Below are 15,424 nucleotides of genomic sequence, written 5' to 3' on the forward strand. Positions count from 1 at the left end.
TAGCGGCTCGGCTACTCGACCAGCGTGGGCCTCGGCGACGATGCCGGCGAGCCGGAGCTTGCGACGGATCGCCGGAGGAGGAGCCGAGGCCAAAAGGATCTAGAACGGAGGCTCGTCGTAGGACGGGCCGGTGCTCCAGCCGCCGCCCTGCTGACCGCCACCCTGCTGACCACCGGAGGACTGGCCCCCGGTCGCCCACGGGTCCTCGGCCTGGCCGCCCTGAGCGGGACCGCCCTGGCCACCGGACGGTTGCCCGCCCTGCTGGCCGTAGCCGCCACCGCCGTAGCCGCCGCCTCCGCCGCCGCCGAAGCCACCGCCGCCACCACCACTGCGCTGGGTCTTGTTGACCTTGGCCGTGGCGTAACGCAGCGACGGGCCGACCTCTTCGACCTGCATCTCCATGACGGTGCGCTTCTCGCCCTCCTTGGTCTCCCAGGAGCGCGAGACGAGCCGGCCGGAGACGATGACGCGTGCGCCGCGGGTGAGCGACTCGGCGGCGTTCTCGGCCGCCTCCCGCCACACCGAGCAGCGCATGAACAGCGTCTCGCCGTCCTTCCACTCGTTGGTCTGCCGGTCGAACTGGCGCGGCGTCGACGCGACCGTGAAGTTGGCGACCGCAGCCCCGTTGGGCGTGAAGCGCAGCTCCGGGTCGCTCGTGAGGTTGCCGATCACCGTGATCGGGGTGTCACCAGCCATGCGGGATCCTTTTCTGAGTGCGGATCGGTGAGGAGTCTCAGGCGTCGCCGCGCATCAGCTTGGTGCGCATGATCGACTCGTTGAGCCCGAGCTGACGGTCCAGCTCCTGGGCCGTGGCGGGCTCGGCGGTCATCGTGACGACCGCGTAGATCCCCTCGGACTTCTTCTTGATGTCGTAGGCCAGCCGGCGACGACCCCAGATGTCGAGGTTGTCGACGGTGCCACCGTCCTTGGTGACGACGGTGAGGAACTTCTCCAGCGAGGGCTGGACCGTGCGCTCATCAAGCTCGGGGTCGAGGATGATCATCAGTTCGTACTGACGCATGCGGGAAACCCACCTCCTTCGGTCTCGGCGGTCACGGTCTCTCCGTGACAGGAGGGTTGCAGCGTCTCGGTGCACCCACCTCGGGTGGTCGTCGGGCCGTTGGACTCCACGGTGCCACGCGGCACCGACAGACGTCCGGGCGTGATCCGTCGACCTGTGGATGCACCGGGAACCGGACAAGGGTAGCCGCGCGCGCGGCGCCGGCCCTAATCGGTCGGGCTGGGCACCGCCGTCAGCCGCCCGGGCTGCGCCTGCGGCTCGGCCGCGCGGGCCCGCTCGTCGGCGCGCTGGGCGAGGTCGACCATCCGCCAGGCGAGGGCCCCGAGGGCGAGCAGCCGGGCGAGCGAGACGAGGGCGTACGCCGCCGCCGGCAGGCCCTTCGCGGAGTCGAAGCCGCTGCCGACGTACAGCCAGGTGGCGACGAACGCGGTGATCTCGACCCCGGCCCACAGGAGGTGGTCGCGCCACCCGATCAGCGACGCGGCGATCAGCGGCAGCAGCCAGGTGGCCGCCTGCACCGGGTTGCTCTTGCCGGTCACCATGACGATCACGAGCATCACCGTCGCGACCGGGATCAGCGGCAGCGGCCGCTCGCGCGCGACGAGCATCCCGCCGACCGCGAGCGCCACGACCCAGCCGAGCACCGCGATGGCGGTGAGCACCCCGGCCGGCAGCGTCACGCCGACGATCTCCAGGATCTTCCAGACCGAGCCGTACGCCGCCGCCTGGTCTGCCCAGAGCCGGTACGGCGCGAGCGGGTCGCCGCCGAGGGCGTACGCCAGGACCAGGCACAGCACGATCACGCCGGCCGCGGCGGCCAGCGTCTTGCGCACGTCGTCGCGCCGCCCGGCGCGCCAGCCCACGAGCGCGACGGCGGCCAGCACGACCAGCGGGAAGCTGCGCGCCATCACGGCGGCTCCGAGCAACGCCCCGGCCGCGACCGGGTGGCGACGCACCCACGCGGCCAGGCCGGCCGCCATGAGCAGCACGCCGAACAGGTCGAGCGAGACCAGCGCAGAGGTGATGAGCACCGGGCTGAGCGCGACGTGCGCGGCCCGCCAGGGGGTGTCGGGCAGCATCCACGCGATCGCGCAGACGGTTCCGGCGACCAGCAGCGCCACGACCACGGCCGCGAGCGCGAAGAACCACTGCTGCCGCGCCAGCGGGGTCGACCCGTCGGGGGTCACCAGCTGCATCACCCAGGTGAGCATCGCCGTGAGGAACGGCTGGTTGGTGCCGGGAGCGAACGGGTCGTACGCCGACCCCGGCGCCGCGCCGTTGGCGGCGGCGGGCAGGTCGGAGTAGCACATGCGCCACAGCGAGTTGGGCGTCGCCCAGCCGGTGCGCACGCAGCTGTTCTTCTGCAGCACGCCGAGGGCCACGACCATGCTGCCGAGGGCCGACAGCACGGCGGCCGCGGCGAGCCAGCCGCGCTGCCCGACGCGGGCGTAGCGACCGACGGGGCCACCGATGACCTCCGAGGCCGCCCGCGCGACCGGGTCTTCACGGGTCGGCAGCTGCTGGGTCATGCCGCGGAGTCTAGGTGGCTCCGCTGCGGCACGCCCGGGCTAGTCCTGCTGAGGTCGGGCCGAGGCCGAGGGCCCGTTGCCGTTGCCGCCGCCGAAGGTCGAGGTCGGCTGCGGCGGGCGCGAGGGCTCCGGCTCGGGCTGGGGCTCAGGCTCCGGCTGCGGCGGGCTGGGCTCGGGCTCCGGCGGTGCCGTCGGCTCGGGCGGCTGCGTCGGCTCCGGGGGCTGCGTGGGCTCCGGGGGCTGGGTCGACGAGGGCGGCGGCGCGCTCGAGGACGACGGCTCCGGAGCCTCGCTGCTGCTCGGCTCCGGTGCCTCGCTGCTGCTCGAGGGCTGCTCGGGGCTCGGCTCAGGAGCCGGGGCGGGCGCCTCGCTGGATGCCGGCGGCGGCGCCGGAGCCGGCTGCTCCTGCGTCGGGCGCGAGGTGGTCGTCGGGCTGAACGAGCTGGTCAGCCCGGGAGCCTTCGGGAACTTCGTCGCCGGGTCGCCCTGCAGCGCCCCCTGCATGAACGCGGTCCAGATCTCGGTCGGGAAGGTGCCACCGGTGAGGTTCGGGATGCCCGCGATGTTGCGCATCGGCTGGTACGTCTTGCCGCCGTCGGCGGACTGGAAGATGCCGACCGACGCGGTCAGGTCGGGCGTGAACCCGTTGAACCACACGGCCATGTTGTTGTTCGACGTTCCGGTCTTGCCGGCCGCCGGGCGGCCGAGGCCACGGGTGCCCGGGCGACCCGACCCCTCGGTGATGACGTCCTCCAGCGCGACTCGGGTGTTCATCGCGACGGCCCGGTCGAACACCCGCGTCGTCTTGGGCTTGGCGTCGTAGGTGTAGCTGCTCGTGCTCGAGGTGACCTTCTTGATGTAGTACGGCGTCGACTTCACGCCCTCGCCGGCGATGGTGTTGTACGCCGTCGCCATGTCGACCACCCGCACCGAGTCGGTCCCGAGGATGTTCGACAGCGTCGGTTTGCCGAGCGAGCTCTTCGGGATGCCGGCCTGCTCGGCCACCTGGGCGGTGCGGCTCGGGCCGATGTCCTCGTTGAGCTGCAGGAAGACGGTGTTGACCGAGTTCGCGGTCGCCCGCTGCAGCGAGATGTTGCCGTAGGAGATGTTGCCGAAGTTGCCGACGCGGCCGCGCGGGTTGGTCTCGCTGACGTACTGCTTGAAGTACATCGGGCTGCGGCCGGAGTAGGTCTTGTTCAGCGTCATGCCGTCCTGCAGCCCGCCGAGCAGCCCGAAGACCTTGAAGCCCGACGCGGCCTGCATCCGCTGGTAGGTCGCGTTGTTGGCCTCCTTGGCCGGGTCGCGACCGCCGTAGACCGCGACCACCGCGCCGTCGCCGGGGCGCTGCGCGACCAGTCCGACGTGCAGGTTCTTCGTCGCCTCGGTCTCGGGGACCCGCTTGTTCACCGCGTCCACCGCGGCGGTCTGGGCCTTGCGGCTGATCGTCGTGGTGATCCGCAGACCGCCCCGGTCGATGTCCTCCTGGGTCAGGCCCAGCGGGCCCTTCAGCTCGGTCTCGACCAGGTCGCGGATGTAGCCGTTGGGGCCGGGCACCGTCTGGCGCTTGCGCTCCTGGAAGGTCGGCATCGTCTGCCGGTTGCGCTCCTCCTGGGTCAGCCAGCCCTGGCTGACCATGCCGTCGAGGACGTACACCATGCGGGCGTTGACCCGGTTCTTGGCGTCCTGACCGTTCGCCGGGTCGAGCCGGCTCGGCGCCTGCACGACGGAGGCGAGGAACGCGCCCTCGCTGACCGTGAGGTCCTTCGCGTCCTTGTTGAAGTACGCCTTCGACGCCGCCTGGATGCCGTAGGCGTTGCGCCCGAAGTAGATGGTGTTGAGGTAGTTCTGGAGGATCTCGTCCTTGGGCGTCTGGTTGTCGATCTTCAGCGAGATCATGACCTCTTTGAGCTTGCGGGTCATGGTCTTGTCGGCCGTCAGGAAGTAGTTCTTGACGTACTGCTGGGTGATCGTCGAGCCACCCACCGTCTGCCCGCCGGTGAGGTTGGTCCACAGCGCCCGCACGATGCCGGTCGGCGAGACACCCTGGTTGTCGTAGAAGCTGCGGTCCTCGGCCGACAGGAAGGCGTAGCGCACCGACTGGGGCACCTGCGAGATCGGGATGTCCTCGCGGGTCGTGTTGTTGAACCGCGCCAGCTCGGTCTTGCCGTCGTCGTAGTACAGGACCGAGATCTGCCGCTGCGCCGCGGCGTTGGGCTCGGGGATCTCGGTGCGCTGGTAGATCACGAACAGCGCGATGACGCCCACCACGAACAGCGCCGCGAGCGCGGCGAGGCTGCGGGTGATCACCTTGAACAGCAGGGAGCGCTGCTTGCCCCGGCCACGCGGCTTGCCGCCGCCAGCACCTGCGCCGGCCGCGGACGTACGTCGGGCGCGCCGTTCGCTGCGTCGCTCGACCGGCGCGACGGCGGCCTGGGTGTCGTCGGCGTCGTCGGAGCGTCGGGGTGCGTCGGAATCCGCCACGGAAGTCCTCACGGGCTGGGTGGGCAACAGGAAAGTCGGCGCGCGACGGGCGCGCCGACATACCAGACTAACCCGGATTCGCCGGACGACCGACACGCCGACGCTGTGAGCTGCCTAGGTCCCCCCGGGCTCGCCTCGCGTCGTCCGCGCCCGGCGGCGGGAACGAAGGCTCGGCGCGCGCGGGCTGCCCCGGATGTATCGGCGCGATACATCGGGCGTGCTACCGTGCACCTGACAAACACGAAGTTTGTCAGTCCCACCCCGTCCCGCCCGTCATTGCCGCATCGCCAGGAGGTCTCGTCGTGGCTGCTGCCGCCCGGTCCTCCCGCCGCGCCGCCGTGCTCGAGCTCGCGGTCCTCGGGCTGCTGCACGAGTCGCCGATGCACGGGTACGAGCTGCGCAAGCGGCTGTCCGGGGTGCTCGGCGCGTTCCGCGTCGTGTCGTTCGGGTCGCTCTACCCGTGCCTGCGCACGCTGGGCGAGCGCGGGTGGATCACCGAGTCCGCCGACGGGCCGGTGACGGCCGGGCGTCGGGCGCGGATCACGTACGAGCTCACGGCCGAGGGCAAGGAGCAGTTCCAGACCCTGCTCGACCAGGCCGGCCCCGCGGCGTGGGAGGACGACACGTTCGACGTGCACTTCGCCTTCTTCGCGCGGGCCACGCGCGACGTGCGGCTGCGCATCCTCGAGGGCCGGCGATCCCGCCTCGAGGAGCGGCTCGACGCCGCGCGCCAGGTGAGCCGGGAGCGGCGCGAGCGGCTCGACGCCTACACCGCCGAGCTGCAGCGGCACGGCCTGGAGTCCACCGAGCGCGAGGTCCGGTGGCTCACCGAGCTCATCGAGACCGAGCGCACCGCGCCAGCGGCGCCCTAGGCCGGCGCGGGCGTACATCCACCAGACATCCCCGAGTTCCATTGACCTGCAAGAAAATCCAAGGAGAAACCATGGGTAAGGTCCGCGTCGCGATCGTCGGCGTCGGCAACTGTGCGAGCAGCCTCGTGCAGGGAGTCGAGTACTACAAGGACGCCGACGCGCAGTCGACGGTCCCCGGTCTGATGCACGTCGAGCTCGGCGACTACCACGTCGGCGACGTGGAGTTCGTCGCCGCGTTCGACGTCGACGACAAGAAGGTCGGCAAGGACCTCGCCGAGGCGATCAACTCCAGCGAGAACAACACCATCAAGATCACCGAGGTGCCGACCAGCGGCGTCGAGGTGCAGCGCGGTCACACCCTCGACGGGCTGGGCAAGTACTACCGCCTGACCATCGAAGAGTCGGCGGCCGAGCCGGTCGACGTCGTGCAGGCGCTGAAGGACGCCGAGGTCGACGTGCTCGTGTCCTACCTGCCGGTGGGCTCGGAGGAGGCCGACAAGTTCTACGCCCAGTGCGCGATCGACGCGGGCGTGGCCTTCGTCAACGCGCTGCCGGTGTTCATCGCCTCCGACCCGGAGTGGGCGGCGAAGTTCGAGCAGGCGGGCGTGCCGATCATCGGCGACGACATCAAGTCGCAGGTCGGCGCGACCATCACCCACCGCGTGATGGCCAAGCTGTTCGAGGACCGCGGCGTCGCGCTGGACCGCACCTACCAGCTCAACGTCGGCGGCAACATGGACTTCAAGAACATGCTCGAGCGCGAGCGCCTGGAGTCCAAGAAGGTCTCCAAGACCCAGGCGGTCACCTCCAACCTCGAGGGGTCGCTGGCCGGCAAGGTCGACGACAAGAACGTGCACATCGGCCCGTCCGACTACGTCGCGTGGCTCGACGACCGCAAGTGGGCCTACGTCCGCCTGGAGGGTCGCGCGTTCGGCGACGTGCCGCTGAACCTGGAGTACAAGCTCGAGGTCTGGGACTCCCCCAACTCCGCGGGCATCATCATCGACGCGATCCGCGCGGCCAAGATCGCCAAGGACCGCGGCATCGGCGGCCCGCTGCTGTCGGCCTCGTCCTACCTGATGAAGTCCCCGCCGGAGCAGCGCGAGGACAGCCTCGGCCGGGCCAAGCTGGAGGCGTTCATCGCCGGCAGCGAGCCCCGCTGACCGGGCTCGGCCGCCGCTGACGTACGACGACGGCGGCACACATCGCACGACGGCGGACCACATCACACGTGGTCCGCCGTCGTAATTTCTGGTCCGCCGTCGACGATGCCGGCCGGGCGAGCCTGCGAGCGCGGCCGGAGGAGGAGACGCGGCCGAACAACATGTCAGTCCACCGTCGACGATGCCGGGCCGGCGAGCCCCGCGGAATGCCCGCCTCGGGCGCGGGGTTGACACGGGCGTACGCCCACCCCCCGATGCGAGGAGCGTCCGCATGTCTTCCGATTCCCAGCAGCCGGTGCCTGACCGGGCCGAGCACAACGCGTTCTTCCCGAGCGAGTTCTCCCTCGGCGAGTACGTCCCGCCGCAGACCGACTTCGACGGCACCGAGCACGACGGCGCAGTGGCGGGCAGCGGCAAGCGGATCCTGGTGATCCAGACCGACGAGCGATACCTGCAGATGAAGAACGGCACGCTGTTCTCCACCGGCAACCACCCGGTCGAGACGCTGCTGCCGCTGGTGCACCTGGACGCCGCCGGGTTCGAGATCGACGTCGCGACCCCCTCGGGCAACCTCGCGAAGTTCGAGCTGTGGGCGATGCCGGCGAAGGACGAGGCCGTGCAGCAGGCGTACGACAAGCTGCTGCCGCAGGTGCTCGAGCCGAAGAACCTGGCCGAGGTCGCCGACGATCTCGGCCCCGACTCCGACTACCTCGCCGTCTTCGTCCCCGGCGGGCACGGCGCGATGATCGACCTGGCCGACAACCCCGACGTGGGGCGGGTGCTCGGCTGGGCGCTCGACGAGGACCGCTTCGTCATCACCCTGTGTCACGGTCCCGCCGCGCTGCTCGCGGCGAACGACGCCGACGGCACGTCGCGGTTCGCCGGCTACACCACCTGCGCGTTCCCCGACGCGCTCGACACCGGCGCCAACGTCGACATCGGCTACATCCCCGGTCCGATGCCGTGGCTGCTGGGCGAGGCGCTGGTCGCCAAGGGCCTGAAGCTCGCGAACGAGGAGATGACCGGCGCGGTGCACCAGGACCGCAACCTGCTCACGGGCGACAGCCCGCTCGCGGCCAACGCCCTCGGCAAGCTGTCCGCGGACGTGCTGACGGCGTACGTCAAGGACGGGAAGTCGGCCTGAGCAGACACCGCTCCCCCGCCGCTCGTCGAGTGGTCATTCGTGGTCGGTCAGGACTCCCGTCCACCCACCACGAGTGACCACTCACCGGGCAGGGTCGAGGGCGGTCAGGGCGCGCAGCAGCGTGTCCCGCGCGTAGGCGCGCACCTGCCGGCCCTCGCTCAGCGCGATGACGACGGCGCCGTCCAGCACGGCGAGAACCAGGTCGGGCGGGGCCGAAACACCATGTGCCGCAAGGATCTTCGCGGTCGCGGCGTCGAGCTGTGCGCGTCCTGCGCGGTAGGCCCGCGCGAGCGTCCGGTCGCGCCCGGCACCCACGAGGTGCTCGTAGTGACCGCGGATCTCGCCCACCTTGGGCGGGAGCAGCGCGGTGATCAGGTCGTCCACCAGCCCGCCGTACGCCCTCGCCGGCTCCCCCACGCCCGTCGCCTCGGCCACCGCCCGCTTGGCCACCCGCTCGGCCGCGACCACCCACGAGTCGACGATGCGCTCCCCGGCCGCGGCGAGCAGCTCGTCGCGGCCGGAGAAGTAGTAGGTCGTGGCCGCGAGCGGCACCTGCGCCGCCTCGGCGACGCGGCGGTGGGTGAGCGCCGCCGGGCCGTCGGACAGCACCAGCCGGGCCGCGGCCGCCACGACCGCGGCCCGGCGGCGCTCGCCCTTCGGGGTCGCCATCAGTGGGCGCCGCCGGCGAGGTTGAGGCCGACGATGCCGGCCACGATGAGCACGACCGAGACGATCTTGATCGCCGACGTGCCCTCCCCCAGCCAGACCATGCCGATGATCGCGGTGAGCGCGGCGCCCGTGCCGGTCCACACGGCGTACGCACTGCCGACCGGCAGCGACCGCAGCGCGTAGGCGAGCCCCCCGAGGCTCAGCGCGGCGGTGACCACGAAGGTCAGGCTCGGCCACAGCTTCGAGAAACCCTCCGACGCCTTAAGGCTGATCGCCCACGCGCTCTCGAGCATTCCGGACACCAGCAGGATGACCCATGCCATGACGTACCCTCCTCTAGTTTCTGGTACGAGCGTACCACTTTTGAGGAGGGCGGCAACGTGGCGGACTGGCGGGGCGGACGGCCGGGGCCGCCGGCTGAAACGCGGTTCTAGCGCTACGACTCCGCTGCAACCCGGTCAGAGCGCTGAAACGCGGTCTCAGCGGCCCTCGGCGGCCGGCGCCGGGATGCCGCGGCGGAAGAACTCCGGCCGCCGCCACGCCTGGTAGGCCATGAGCAGCAGGCCGATGCCGATGATCGAGACACCCAGCACGAACACCATGCCGACGCCGCCGATCGAGGAGCCCGAGCCGTAGGAGGGGTCCATCGAGTCGACCGCGGTCTTGAGGAACATCGCGAGCAGCACCACGCCGCCGACGAGCGGGCACAGCAGCTTCAGCACGAACGAGCGCACCGACTCCAGGGCCTCGCGGCGGAAGAACCACACGCACGCGACGGCGGTGATGCCGTAGTAGAAGCAGACCATCATGCCGAGCGCGGTGATGGTGTCCCAGAGCGCGTTCTCCGAGAGCAGCCGGGTGACGACGTAGAACACGCCGGCGGCGGTGCCGGAGACGAACGTCGCGACCGAGGGGGACTTGAAGCGCGGGCTGACCCGGCCGAAGGACTCCGGCAACGCGCGGTAGAACCCCATCGACAGCAGCGTGCGCGCCGGACCGACCATCGTCGACTGCAACGACGACGCCGACGAGGTGAGGATCGCCAGCGACATGACGAACGCCAGCGGCCCGAGCACCGGCCCGGCCAGCACGGCGAAGATCGACTCCTGGTTCTCCGGGTTGCCGGCGCCGAGGCCGGTGGTGCCGACGCCCGCGAACGCGATGGTCGACAGGGCCACGAGCAGGTAGAGCGCCATGACGACCAGCACCGTCAGCGTCGAGCCGCGGCCGGGCGTGCGGGCGGGGTCCTTGGTCTCCTCGTTCATCGTGAGCGTGACGTCCCAGCCCCAGAAGATGAAGATCGACAGCGACACCCCGGCGGTGAAGGTCGTGAGGTCGCCGACGCCGAACGGGTTGAACCACTCCAGCTGCGGCGGGGTCGGGTCGAAGGCGCTGCCGCGCGCGAGGTGCACGAACCCGGCGACGGCGAAGACCAGGAGCACGATCACCTGGAAGGCGACGAGGACGTACTGCACCGTCATGGTGGTCTGCACGCCGCGGTAGGACACCCAGACCGCGAGCGCGAGGAACGCCAGCGTCGTCGGGATGTTGACCCACAGGTTGGTGGTCAGGTCGGCGATGGCGTCGTTGCCGGTGACCTGCGCGAGCATCAGGTAGAGGAAGTCCACCGCGACGGCGGCCAGGTTGGACAGCACGATGACGGTGGCGGCGATGAGACCCCAGCCGCCCATCCAGCCGACCCACGGGCCGAACGCGCGGGTGGCCCAGGTGAAGGTCGTGCCCGCGTCGGGCATCCGGTTGTTCAGCTCGCGGTAGCCCAGCGCCACGAGCAGCATCGGCACGAACCCGGCGAGAAAGATCGCGGGCAGGTGGGTGCCGACCTCGGCCACGGTCGGGCCGAGCGCGGCGGTGAGGGTGTAGGCCGGCGCGATCGTCGAGATGCCGATGACGACCAGGCCGAGCACCCCGACCGCGCCCTTCGCGAGACCCTTGTCGGCCGGGTGCTCGCTCGGGTGCTCAGGGTCCGTACGTTCGTGAACAGCGTTGTGGCTCATGGCTTCTCACCCTTCGCCGGGTCAGGGGGTGGGACGACGAGCACCGGCACGGGCGACTGCCGCACGATGCGGTGGGCGACCGTGCCGAGCCGCAGCCGGGTGCGCTGGTCGAAGCGACGGGCGCCGACCACGGCGAGGTCGCTGGGCCGCCACGAGACGCGGGCGAAGGCCTCGTTGCTGCTGCGGCCGTGCGCGATCTCGACCGCGGCGTCGGTGTGCTCGCGGGTGATCTGCTCGATCTGCTCGCGCGCCCGGTCGATCTGCTGCGCGGGGGCGCCGATGCGCCGGTCGACCTCGAGCATCGACACGATGCGCAGCGGGATGTCGCGCCGCCGGGCGAGCAGGGCGGCCGCCCGGGCCACCTCGGCGCCGCCCGGACGAGTGCCGATGAACGCCGAGACCCGTTGCGGGGCAACGGGTTCGGTCACCTGATCGACGGCCAGCAGCACTGGCACGGGGCTCGCGTCGAGCACCCCGCGGGCGACCTGGCCGAGGGTGCCGGGCAGCGCGCTGTCGCGCGGCGCCACGACGATCAGGTCGGCGCCGGTCTCGGCGGCCGCCGCGAGGATGCCCTCCGCCTCGCTGTCGGCCGCGCGCGTGATGAGCCGGCCCGAGACGGTGTCGGGCAGCTCGGTGAGCGCCTCGTGACCCCAGCGGTGCAGCGTGGCGTCGAGGATCTCGCCGTAGCCGCGGGTGTCGGCGCCGGGATAGACCGCGGTGAACGGGTTCTGCGCCGGCTCGACCTGGGCGATCACCACCTCCGCCGGCGGGTCGCTCGCGAGCGCGCCCGCGAGCCGCAGCGCCCGGCGCCCACCGCGGTCGGCGGTGTAGCCGACGAGGTATCTCATGCGGTGACCTCGAAGGGGGAGGCGACGCCGTCGTACGTCGGGTCGTGGGGTGACCCGTCGAGCTCGGCGACGATCCGGGCGGCCGTGCGCCGGCCCATCCGCACCGCGCCGTCGACGTGCTGATAGCCCGCGCCGGCGAGGTCGGAGGAGGCGAAGAAGATCGGGCCGACCGGGTCGTGCTGGCTGGGCCCGAAGCGGTGCAGCCCACCGAGGTCGAAGCTCGTGGCATAGGCGCCGCGCGTCCACTCCTCGGACCCGAAGTCCGACAGGTAGAACACCTGCGGCTCGCGCGCCTCGTCGCCGAGGAACAGCGCCAGGTCGTCGAGGATGACCTTGCGCCGGGCGTCCTCGTCCAGCGCCCAGACCGCGTCGGCCTTCTCGTCGGACACGAAGCCCACGAGCGTGCCGCGGGCGTCCTCGTGGAAGGTGTTGTCGTAGACCTCCTGGACCGTCGAGGTCGGCGAGAACGCCGTGCCCGACAGGCCCGCCTCGCGCCAGAACGGCCGGTCGTAGACCGCGTGCACCTTGATCACCAGGCCCATCGACTGGTGCTGGTGCGCGACCAGCTGGGTGCGCGGCAGCGCCGGCTCGTAGCTCACCCGGCCGTAGAGGTTCGGCGGCACGGCGAGGATCGCCCGGCGAGCGCGTACGACCACGTCGGCTCCGTGCGCGACGACGCCCTCGGCGGTCCACTCCAGCCGGAGCACGGGGTTGTCGAGGAAGACGACGTCGTCGCCGAGGCGGGCGGCGAGCGCCTGCGAGACGCCCTGCATGGTGCCGACGACGCGCCGGTCGAGGATGAAGTCCTCGTCGACCAGGTGCGAGAACGACCCGGCCGAGGCGGCCATCAGCAGCGCCTGCAGCGCCGAGAACGACGTGGCCGGCTTGGTGAGCATGCCGCCGGCGATGAACAGGCCGACGCAGTCGACCGCCACCGGGTCGTCGACCTGCTCGCGCAGCCAGTGGTGGAAGGAGATCGTGTCGAGCTGCTTGGCCTCCGGGTGGGCCCACGGCAGGTCGGGGTCGATCTCGGCGGCGTAGCGGTCCATCACCTCGACCAGGCGGTGGATCTGGCGCACGGTCTCCTCGCCGACCGGGAAGTCCTCGCCGTCGTAGACCCGGCGGTTGCCGTCGTGGTCGACGAAGACCGAGCTGCCCTCGCGGTGGCGGGCGTAGGTGTCGATGCCGAGCTCGTCGAGGAGGGCGTACAGCGCGGTCTGGTCGGGGCTGATCCACTGGCCGCCGATCTCCAGCGTCGCGCCGTCGACCTCGCCGGTCCAGGTGCGCCCGCCCACCCGGTCGCGCGCCTCGAGCACGGCCACGCTGCGGCCTGCCTTGGTCAGCTCGTGCGCCGCGGTCAGGCCGGTCGGGCCCGCTCCCACGATGACGACGTCTCGGTCCAGCTGGCGCATCGGACGGTCCTCCTGCGAATAAATGAATCCGATTCATTTACGGTAGCGCCTCGGCCGCCTAAAATGAACCTCGTTCATATCGTGGGACGTGAGGGGGATCACCGTGCAGCGCAGCGGCACGCGGCGGCGACAGGGACGACCGACCTCGGCGGTGCTGACCCGGGCGGCCATCGGGCAGGCCGCGCTGCGGCAGATCGACGCCGCCGGCTACGCCGCGATGACGATGAAGGCGCTGGCCGCCGACCTCGGGGTGGCGCCGTCCGCGCTGTACAACCACGTGCGCGGCAAGCACGACCTGCTGCGGCTGGTGCAGGACGCGCTGATGGAGCAGGTCGACGTGTCGGCCTTCGACGATCAACCGCTGCGCGCGGCGGTCGCCGACTGGGCGCGCAGCTATCGCGACGTCTTCGCCGCGCACCCGCAGGTCATCCAGCACATCTCGGTGCTGCCGGTGACCGACGCCCCGCGCACGCTCGACCGCTACGAGGCCGTCGCCGCCGCGCTGGCCGCCGGCGGGGTGCCCCCGGAGCAGGTCGTGCCCGTGATCGTGGCGTTCGAGTCGTTCATCTACGGGTCCGCGCTCGACGTCGGCGCCCCGGCCGACATCTTCGAGGCCGGGTCGGCCGACCGGTCGCACCCGCAGTTCACCGCCGCCGTCGCCGCCCAGCACGCCGCCACCGACGACCCGGCCGAGGAGGCCTTCGAGCTGGGCCTCGGCGCGCTCCTCGCGCTGGTCCCGGCCTGAGCTCGCTCGGCCGCCACGGACGTACGGGCCGCGGCTCAGCCCGCCGAGGACTCCGGCTGCTGCGCCCACCACTCCAGCAACCGCTCGCGGGCGGCCGCCTCGCCGATCGGACCCTCGTCGAGGCGCACCTGCAGCAGGTGCTTGTAGGCGCGGCCCAGCACCGGCCCCGGCGGGATCCCGAGCACCTCGCCGATCTGGTTGCCGTCCAGCTCCGGCCGCACCTTGCCCAGCTCCTCCGCGGCGACCAGCTCGGCGATGCGCCGCTCGAGGTCGTCGTACGTCCGCGCCAGCCGCTCGGCCTTCTTGCGGTTGCGCGTGGTCGAGTCGGACCGGGTGAGCAGGTGCAGGCGGGACAGCAGCGGCCCCGCGTCGGTGACGTAGCGGCGCACGGCGGAGTCGGTCCACTCACCGCCGCCGTAGCCGTGGAAGCGCAGGTGCAGCTCGACCAGGCGGGAGACGGCCTTGATCGTCTCCTTGTCGAACCGCAGCGCGCGCAGCCGGGCGCGGGTGAGCTTGGCGCCGACCATCTCGTGGTGGTGGAAGGAGACGCCGCCGTTCTTCTCGAACCTGCGGGTCGCCGGCTTGCCGATGTCGTGCAGCAGCGCCGCGAGGCGCAGCACCAGGTCGGGTCCGTGGACCGGCTCCACCTCACCCAGGTCGGGCACCGTGCGCGGCCCCTCGAGCGCCATCGCCTGCTCCAGCACGGTGAGCGAGTGCTGATAGACGTCCTTGTGCCGGTGGTGCTCGTCGACCTCGAGCCGCAGCGCCGGCAGCTCGGGCAGCACCTGCTCGGCGAGGCCGGTGTCGACCAGCAGGGTGAGGCCGTCCCGCGGCTGCGGGGCCAGCAGCAGCTTCACCAGCTCGTCGCGCACCCGCTCGGCCGAGACGATCTCGATGCGCTCGGCCATCGCGGTCATCGCCGCGCGCACCGGCTCCGCGACCTCGAAGCCCAGCTGCGCCGCGAACCGCGCCGCCCGCAGCATCCGCAACGGGTCGTCGGAGAAGGAGATCTCCGGCGCCGACGGCGTCATCAGGCGGCGGGCGGCCAGGTCGGCGAGGCCGCCGTGCGGGTCGACGAACGTCAGGTCGGGCAGCCGCATCGCCATCGCGTTGATGGTGAAGTCGCGCCGCACCAGGTCCTCGTCGAGGTTGTCGCCGAACGCGACGACCGGCTTGCGCGAGTCGGCGGCGTAGGCGTCGGCCCGGTAGGTCGTGACCTCCACGACCACGTCGCGGCGGCGGGCGCCGATCGTGCCGAAGTCGCGGCCGACGTCCCAGGTGGTGTCCGCCCAGTCGGCCAGGATCGGCTCGATCTGCTCGGGCCGCGCGTCGGTCGTCAGGTCCAGGTCGGAGCTGTCCCGCCCGATCAGCGCGTCGCGCACCGGCCCACCGACCAGGGCGATCTCGTGGCCGGCCGCGCCGAACCGCTCGCCGAGCTCGGTGAGCACGGGAAGGTGAGGGGCGAGCTGGCGGGTCGCCTGCTGCAACAGCTCGACGACCGGCGGCACAGACACGACGGACAGGG

At 71.7% G+C, this 15,424-nt stretch carries 14 protein-coding genes; 4 read left to right on the forward strand and 10 right to left on the reverse strand.

Features of this window, described 5'->3' with window-relative positions; translation table 11 throughout:
* Nucleotides 1-99: 99 nt before the first annotated feature.
* The 4 genes from FB554_RS14620 to FB554_RS14635 all read right to left on the reverse strand — a co-directional run bounded on the left by FB554_RS14620 (nucleotide 100) and on the right by FB554_RS14635 (nucleotide 5,031).
* Nucleotides 100-696 (reverse strand): single-stranded DNA-binding protein, encoded by a 597-nt coding sequence (locus tag FB554_RS14620; RefSeq protein WP_142007121.1) that lies wholly within the window; start codon nucleotides 694-696, stop codon nucleotides 100-102.
* 37 nt (nucleotides 697-733) lie between these two features.
* The gene (rpsF, locus tag FB554_RS14625) at nucleotides 734-1,021 is read right to left on the reverse strand and encodes a 30S ribosomal protein S6 (RefSeq protein WP_142007122.1); all 288 of its coding nucleotides are present in this window, start codon (nucleotides 1,019-1,021) and stop codon (nucleotides 734-736) included.
* A 206-nt stretch (nucleotides 1,022-1,227) separates the two neighbouring features.
* A complete protein-coding gene (locus tag FB554_RS14630) occupies nucleotides 1,228-2,550 on the reverse strand; it encodes a hypothetical protein (protein WP_142007123.1) in 1,323 nt (440 codons plus the stop codon).
* A gap of 39 nt (nucleotides 2,551-2,589) precedes the next feature.
* Nucleotides 2,590-5,031 (reverse strand): transglycosylase domain-containing protein, encoded by a 2,442-nt coding sequence (locus FB554_RS14635; protein ID WP_170206903.1) that lies wholly within the window; start codon nucleotides 5,029-5,031, stop codon nucleotides 2,590-2,592.
* A gap of 302 nt (nucleotides 5,032-5,333) precedes the next feature.
* Here FB554_RS14635 and FB554_RS14640 point away from each other — a divergent pair, with 302 nt between their 5' ends.
* From FB554_RS14640 to hchA, 3 genes are all read left to right on the forward strand, one after another.
* Nucleotides 5,334-5,903: a PadR family transcriptional regulator gene (locus tag FB554_RS14640; protein ID WP_338070573.1), complete on the forward strand. Its 570-nt coding sequence runs from the start codon at nucleotides 5,334-5,336 to the stop codon at nucleotides 5,901-5,903.
* A 71-nt stretch (nucleotides 5,904-5,974) separates the two neighbouring features.
* Nucleotides 5,975-7,066, forward strand: coding sequence for an inositol-3-phosphate synthase (locus FB554_RS14645; RefSeq protein WP_142007125.1), 1,092 nt, complete (start codon nucleotides 5,975-5,977; stop codon nucleotides 7,064-7,066).
* Nucleotides 7,067-7,337: 271 nt separating this feature from the next.
* A complete protein-coding gene (gene hchA, locus FB554_RS14650) occupies nucleotides 7,338-8,210 on the forward strand; it encodes a glyoxalase III HchA (protein ID WP_142007126.1) in 873 nt (290 codons plus the stop codon).
* An 81-nt stretch (nucleotides 8,211-8,291) separates the two neighbouring features.
* Here the strand turns inward: hchA and FB554_RS14655 are convergent, their stop codons facing one another.
* The 5 genes from FB554_RS14655 to FB554_RS14675 form a co-directional block, all read right to left on the reverse strand.
* The gene (locus tag FB554_RS14655) at nucleotides 8,292-8,879 is read right to left on the reverse strand and encodes a TetR/AcrR family transcriptional regulator (protein WP_142007127.1); all 588 of its coding nucleotides are present in this window, start codon (nucleotides 8,877-8,879) and stop codon (nucleotides 8,292-8,294) included.
* Nucleotides 8,879-9,202: a DMT family transporter gene (locus FB554_RS14660; RefSeq protein WP_142007128.1), complete on the reverse strand. Its 324-nt coding sequence runs from the start codon at nucleotides 9,200-9,202 to the stop codon at nucleotides 8,879-8,881. The genes FB554_RS14655 and FB554_RS14660 overlap by 1 nt, the downstream gene beginning before the upstream one ends.
* Before the next feature lie 156 nt (nucleotides 9,203-9,358).
* Nucleotides 9,359-10,894: an APC family permease gene (locus tag FB554_RS14665; RefSeq protein WP_142007129.1), complete on the reverse strand. Its 1,536-nt coding sequence runs from the start codon at nucleotides 10,892-10,894 to the stop codon at nucleotides 9,359-9,361.
* Nucleotides 10,891-11,742, reverse strand: a complete 852-nt coding sequence (locus FB554_RS14670; protein WP_142007130.1) for a universal stress protein — start codon at nucleotides 11,740-11,742, stop codon at nucleotides 10,891-10,893. The genes FB554_RS14665 and FB554_RS14670 overlap by 4 nt, the downstream gene beginning before the upstream one ends.
* Entirely contained in the window at nucleotides 11,739-13,154 is a 1,416-nt protein-coding gene (locus FB554_RS14675) for a flavin monoamine oxidase family protein (protein ID WP_142007131.1), read from the reverse strand. Before FB554_RS14675 ends, FB554_RS14670 begins: the two co-directional genes overlap by 4 nt.
* A gap of 88 nt (nucleotides 13,155-13,242) precedes the next feature.
* On the opposite strand from FB554_RS14675, the gene FB554_RS14680 reads away from it, so the two are divergent.
* Nucleotides 13,243-13,899 carry a TetR/AcrR family transcriptional regulator gene (locus FB554_RS14680; RefSeq protein ID WP_236022161.1) on the forward strand — a complete coding sequence of 219 codons (657 nt, stop codon included), beginning with the start codon at nucleotides 13,243-13,245 and terminating at the stop codon, nucleotides 13,897-13,899.
* A gap of 35 nt (nucleotides 13,900-13,934) precedes the next feature.
* Here FB554_RS14680 and FB554_RS14685 read toward each other — a convergent pair whose 3' ends face one another.
* Complete coding sequence (locus tag FB554_RS14685) at nucleotides 13,935-15,407, reverse strand: CCA tRNA nucleotidyltransferase (protein WP_420809472.1); 1,473 nt, start codon at nucleotides 15,405-15,407, stop codon at nucleotides 13,935-13,937.
* Nucleotides 15,408-15,424 lie beyond the last annotated feature (17 nt).

This window comes from Barrientosiimonas humi, from assembly GCF_006716095.1.
GTDB classification, from domain to species: Bacteria; Actinomycetota; Actinomycetes; order Actinomycetales; family Dermatophilaceae; genus Barrientosiimonas; species Barrientosiimonas humi.

Excerpts from the sequence above, each read along its gene's own strand:
- FB554_RS14620 (WP_142007121.1), bottom strand. The coding sequence starts at position 696 with ATGGCTGGTGACACCCCGATCACGGTGATCGGCAACCTCACGAGCGAC.
- rpsF (WP_142007122.1), bottom strand. The coding sequence starts at position 1,021 with ATGCGTCAGTACGAACTGATGATCATCCTCGACCCCGAGCTTGATGAG.
- FB554_RS14630 (WP_142007123.1), bottom strand. The coding sequence starts at position 2,550 with ATGACCCAGCAGCTGCCGACCCGTGAAGACCCGGTCGCGCGGGCGGCC.
- FB554_RS14645 (WP_142007125.1), top strand. The coding sequence starts at position 5,975 with ATGGGTAAGGTCCGCGTCGCGATCGTCGGCGTCGGCAACTGTGCGAGC.
- hchA (WP_142007126.1), top strand. The coding sequence starts at position 7,338 with ATGTCTTCCGATTCCCAGCAGCCGGTGCCTGACCGGGCCGAGCACAAC.
- FB554_RS14655 (WP_142007127.1), bottom strand. The coding sequence starts at position 8,879 with ATGGCGACCCCGAAGGGCGAGCGCCGCCGGGCCGCGGTCGTGGCGGCC.
- FB554_RS14660 (WP_142007128.1), bottom strand. The coding sequence starts at position 9,202 with ATGGCATGGGTCATCCTGCTGGTGTCCGGAATGCTCGAGAGCGCGTGG.
- FB554_RS14665 (WP_142007129.1), bottom strand. The coding sequence starts at position 10,894 with ATGAGCCACAACGCTGTTCACGAACGTACGGACCCTGAGCACCCGAGC.
- FB554_RS14670 (WP_142007130.1), bottom strand. The coding sequence starts at position 11,742 with ATGAGATACCTCGTCGGCTACACCGCCGACCGCGGTGGGCGCCGGGCG.
- FB554_RS14675 (WP_142007131.1), bottom strand. The coding sequence starts at position 13,154 with ATGCGCCAGCTGGACCGAGACGTCGTCATCGTGGGAGCGGGCCCGACC.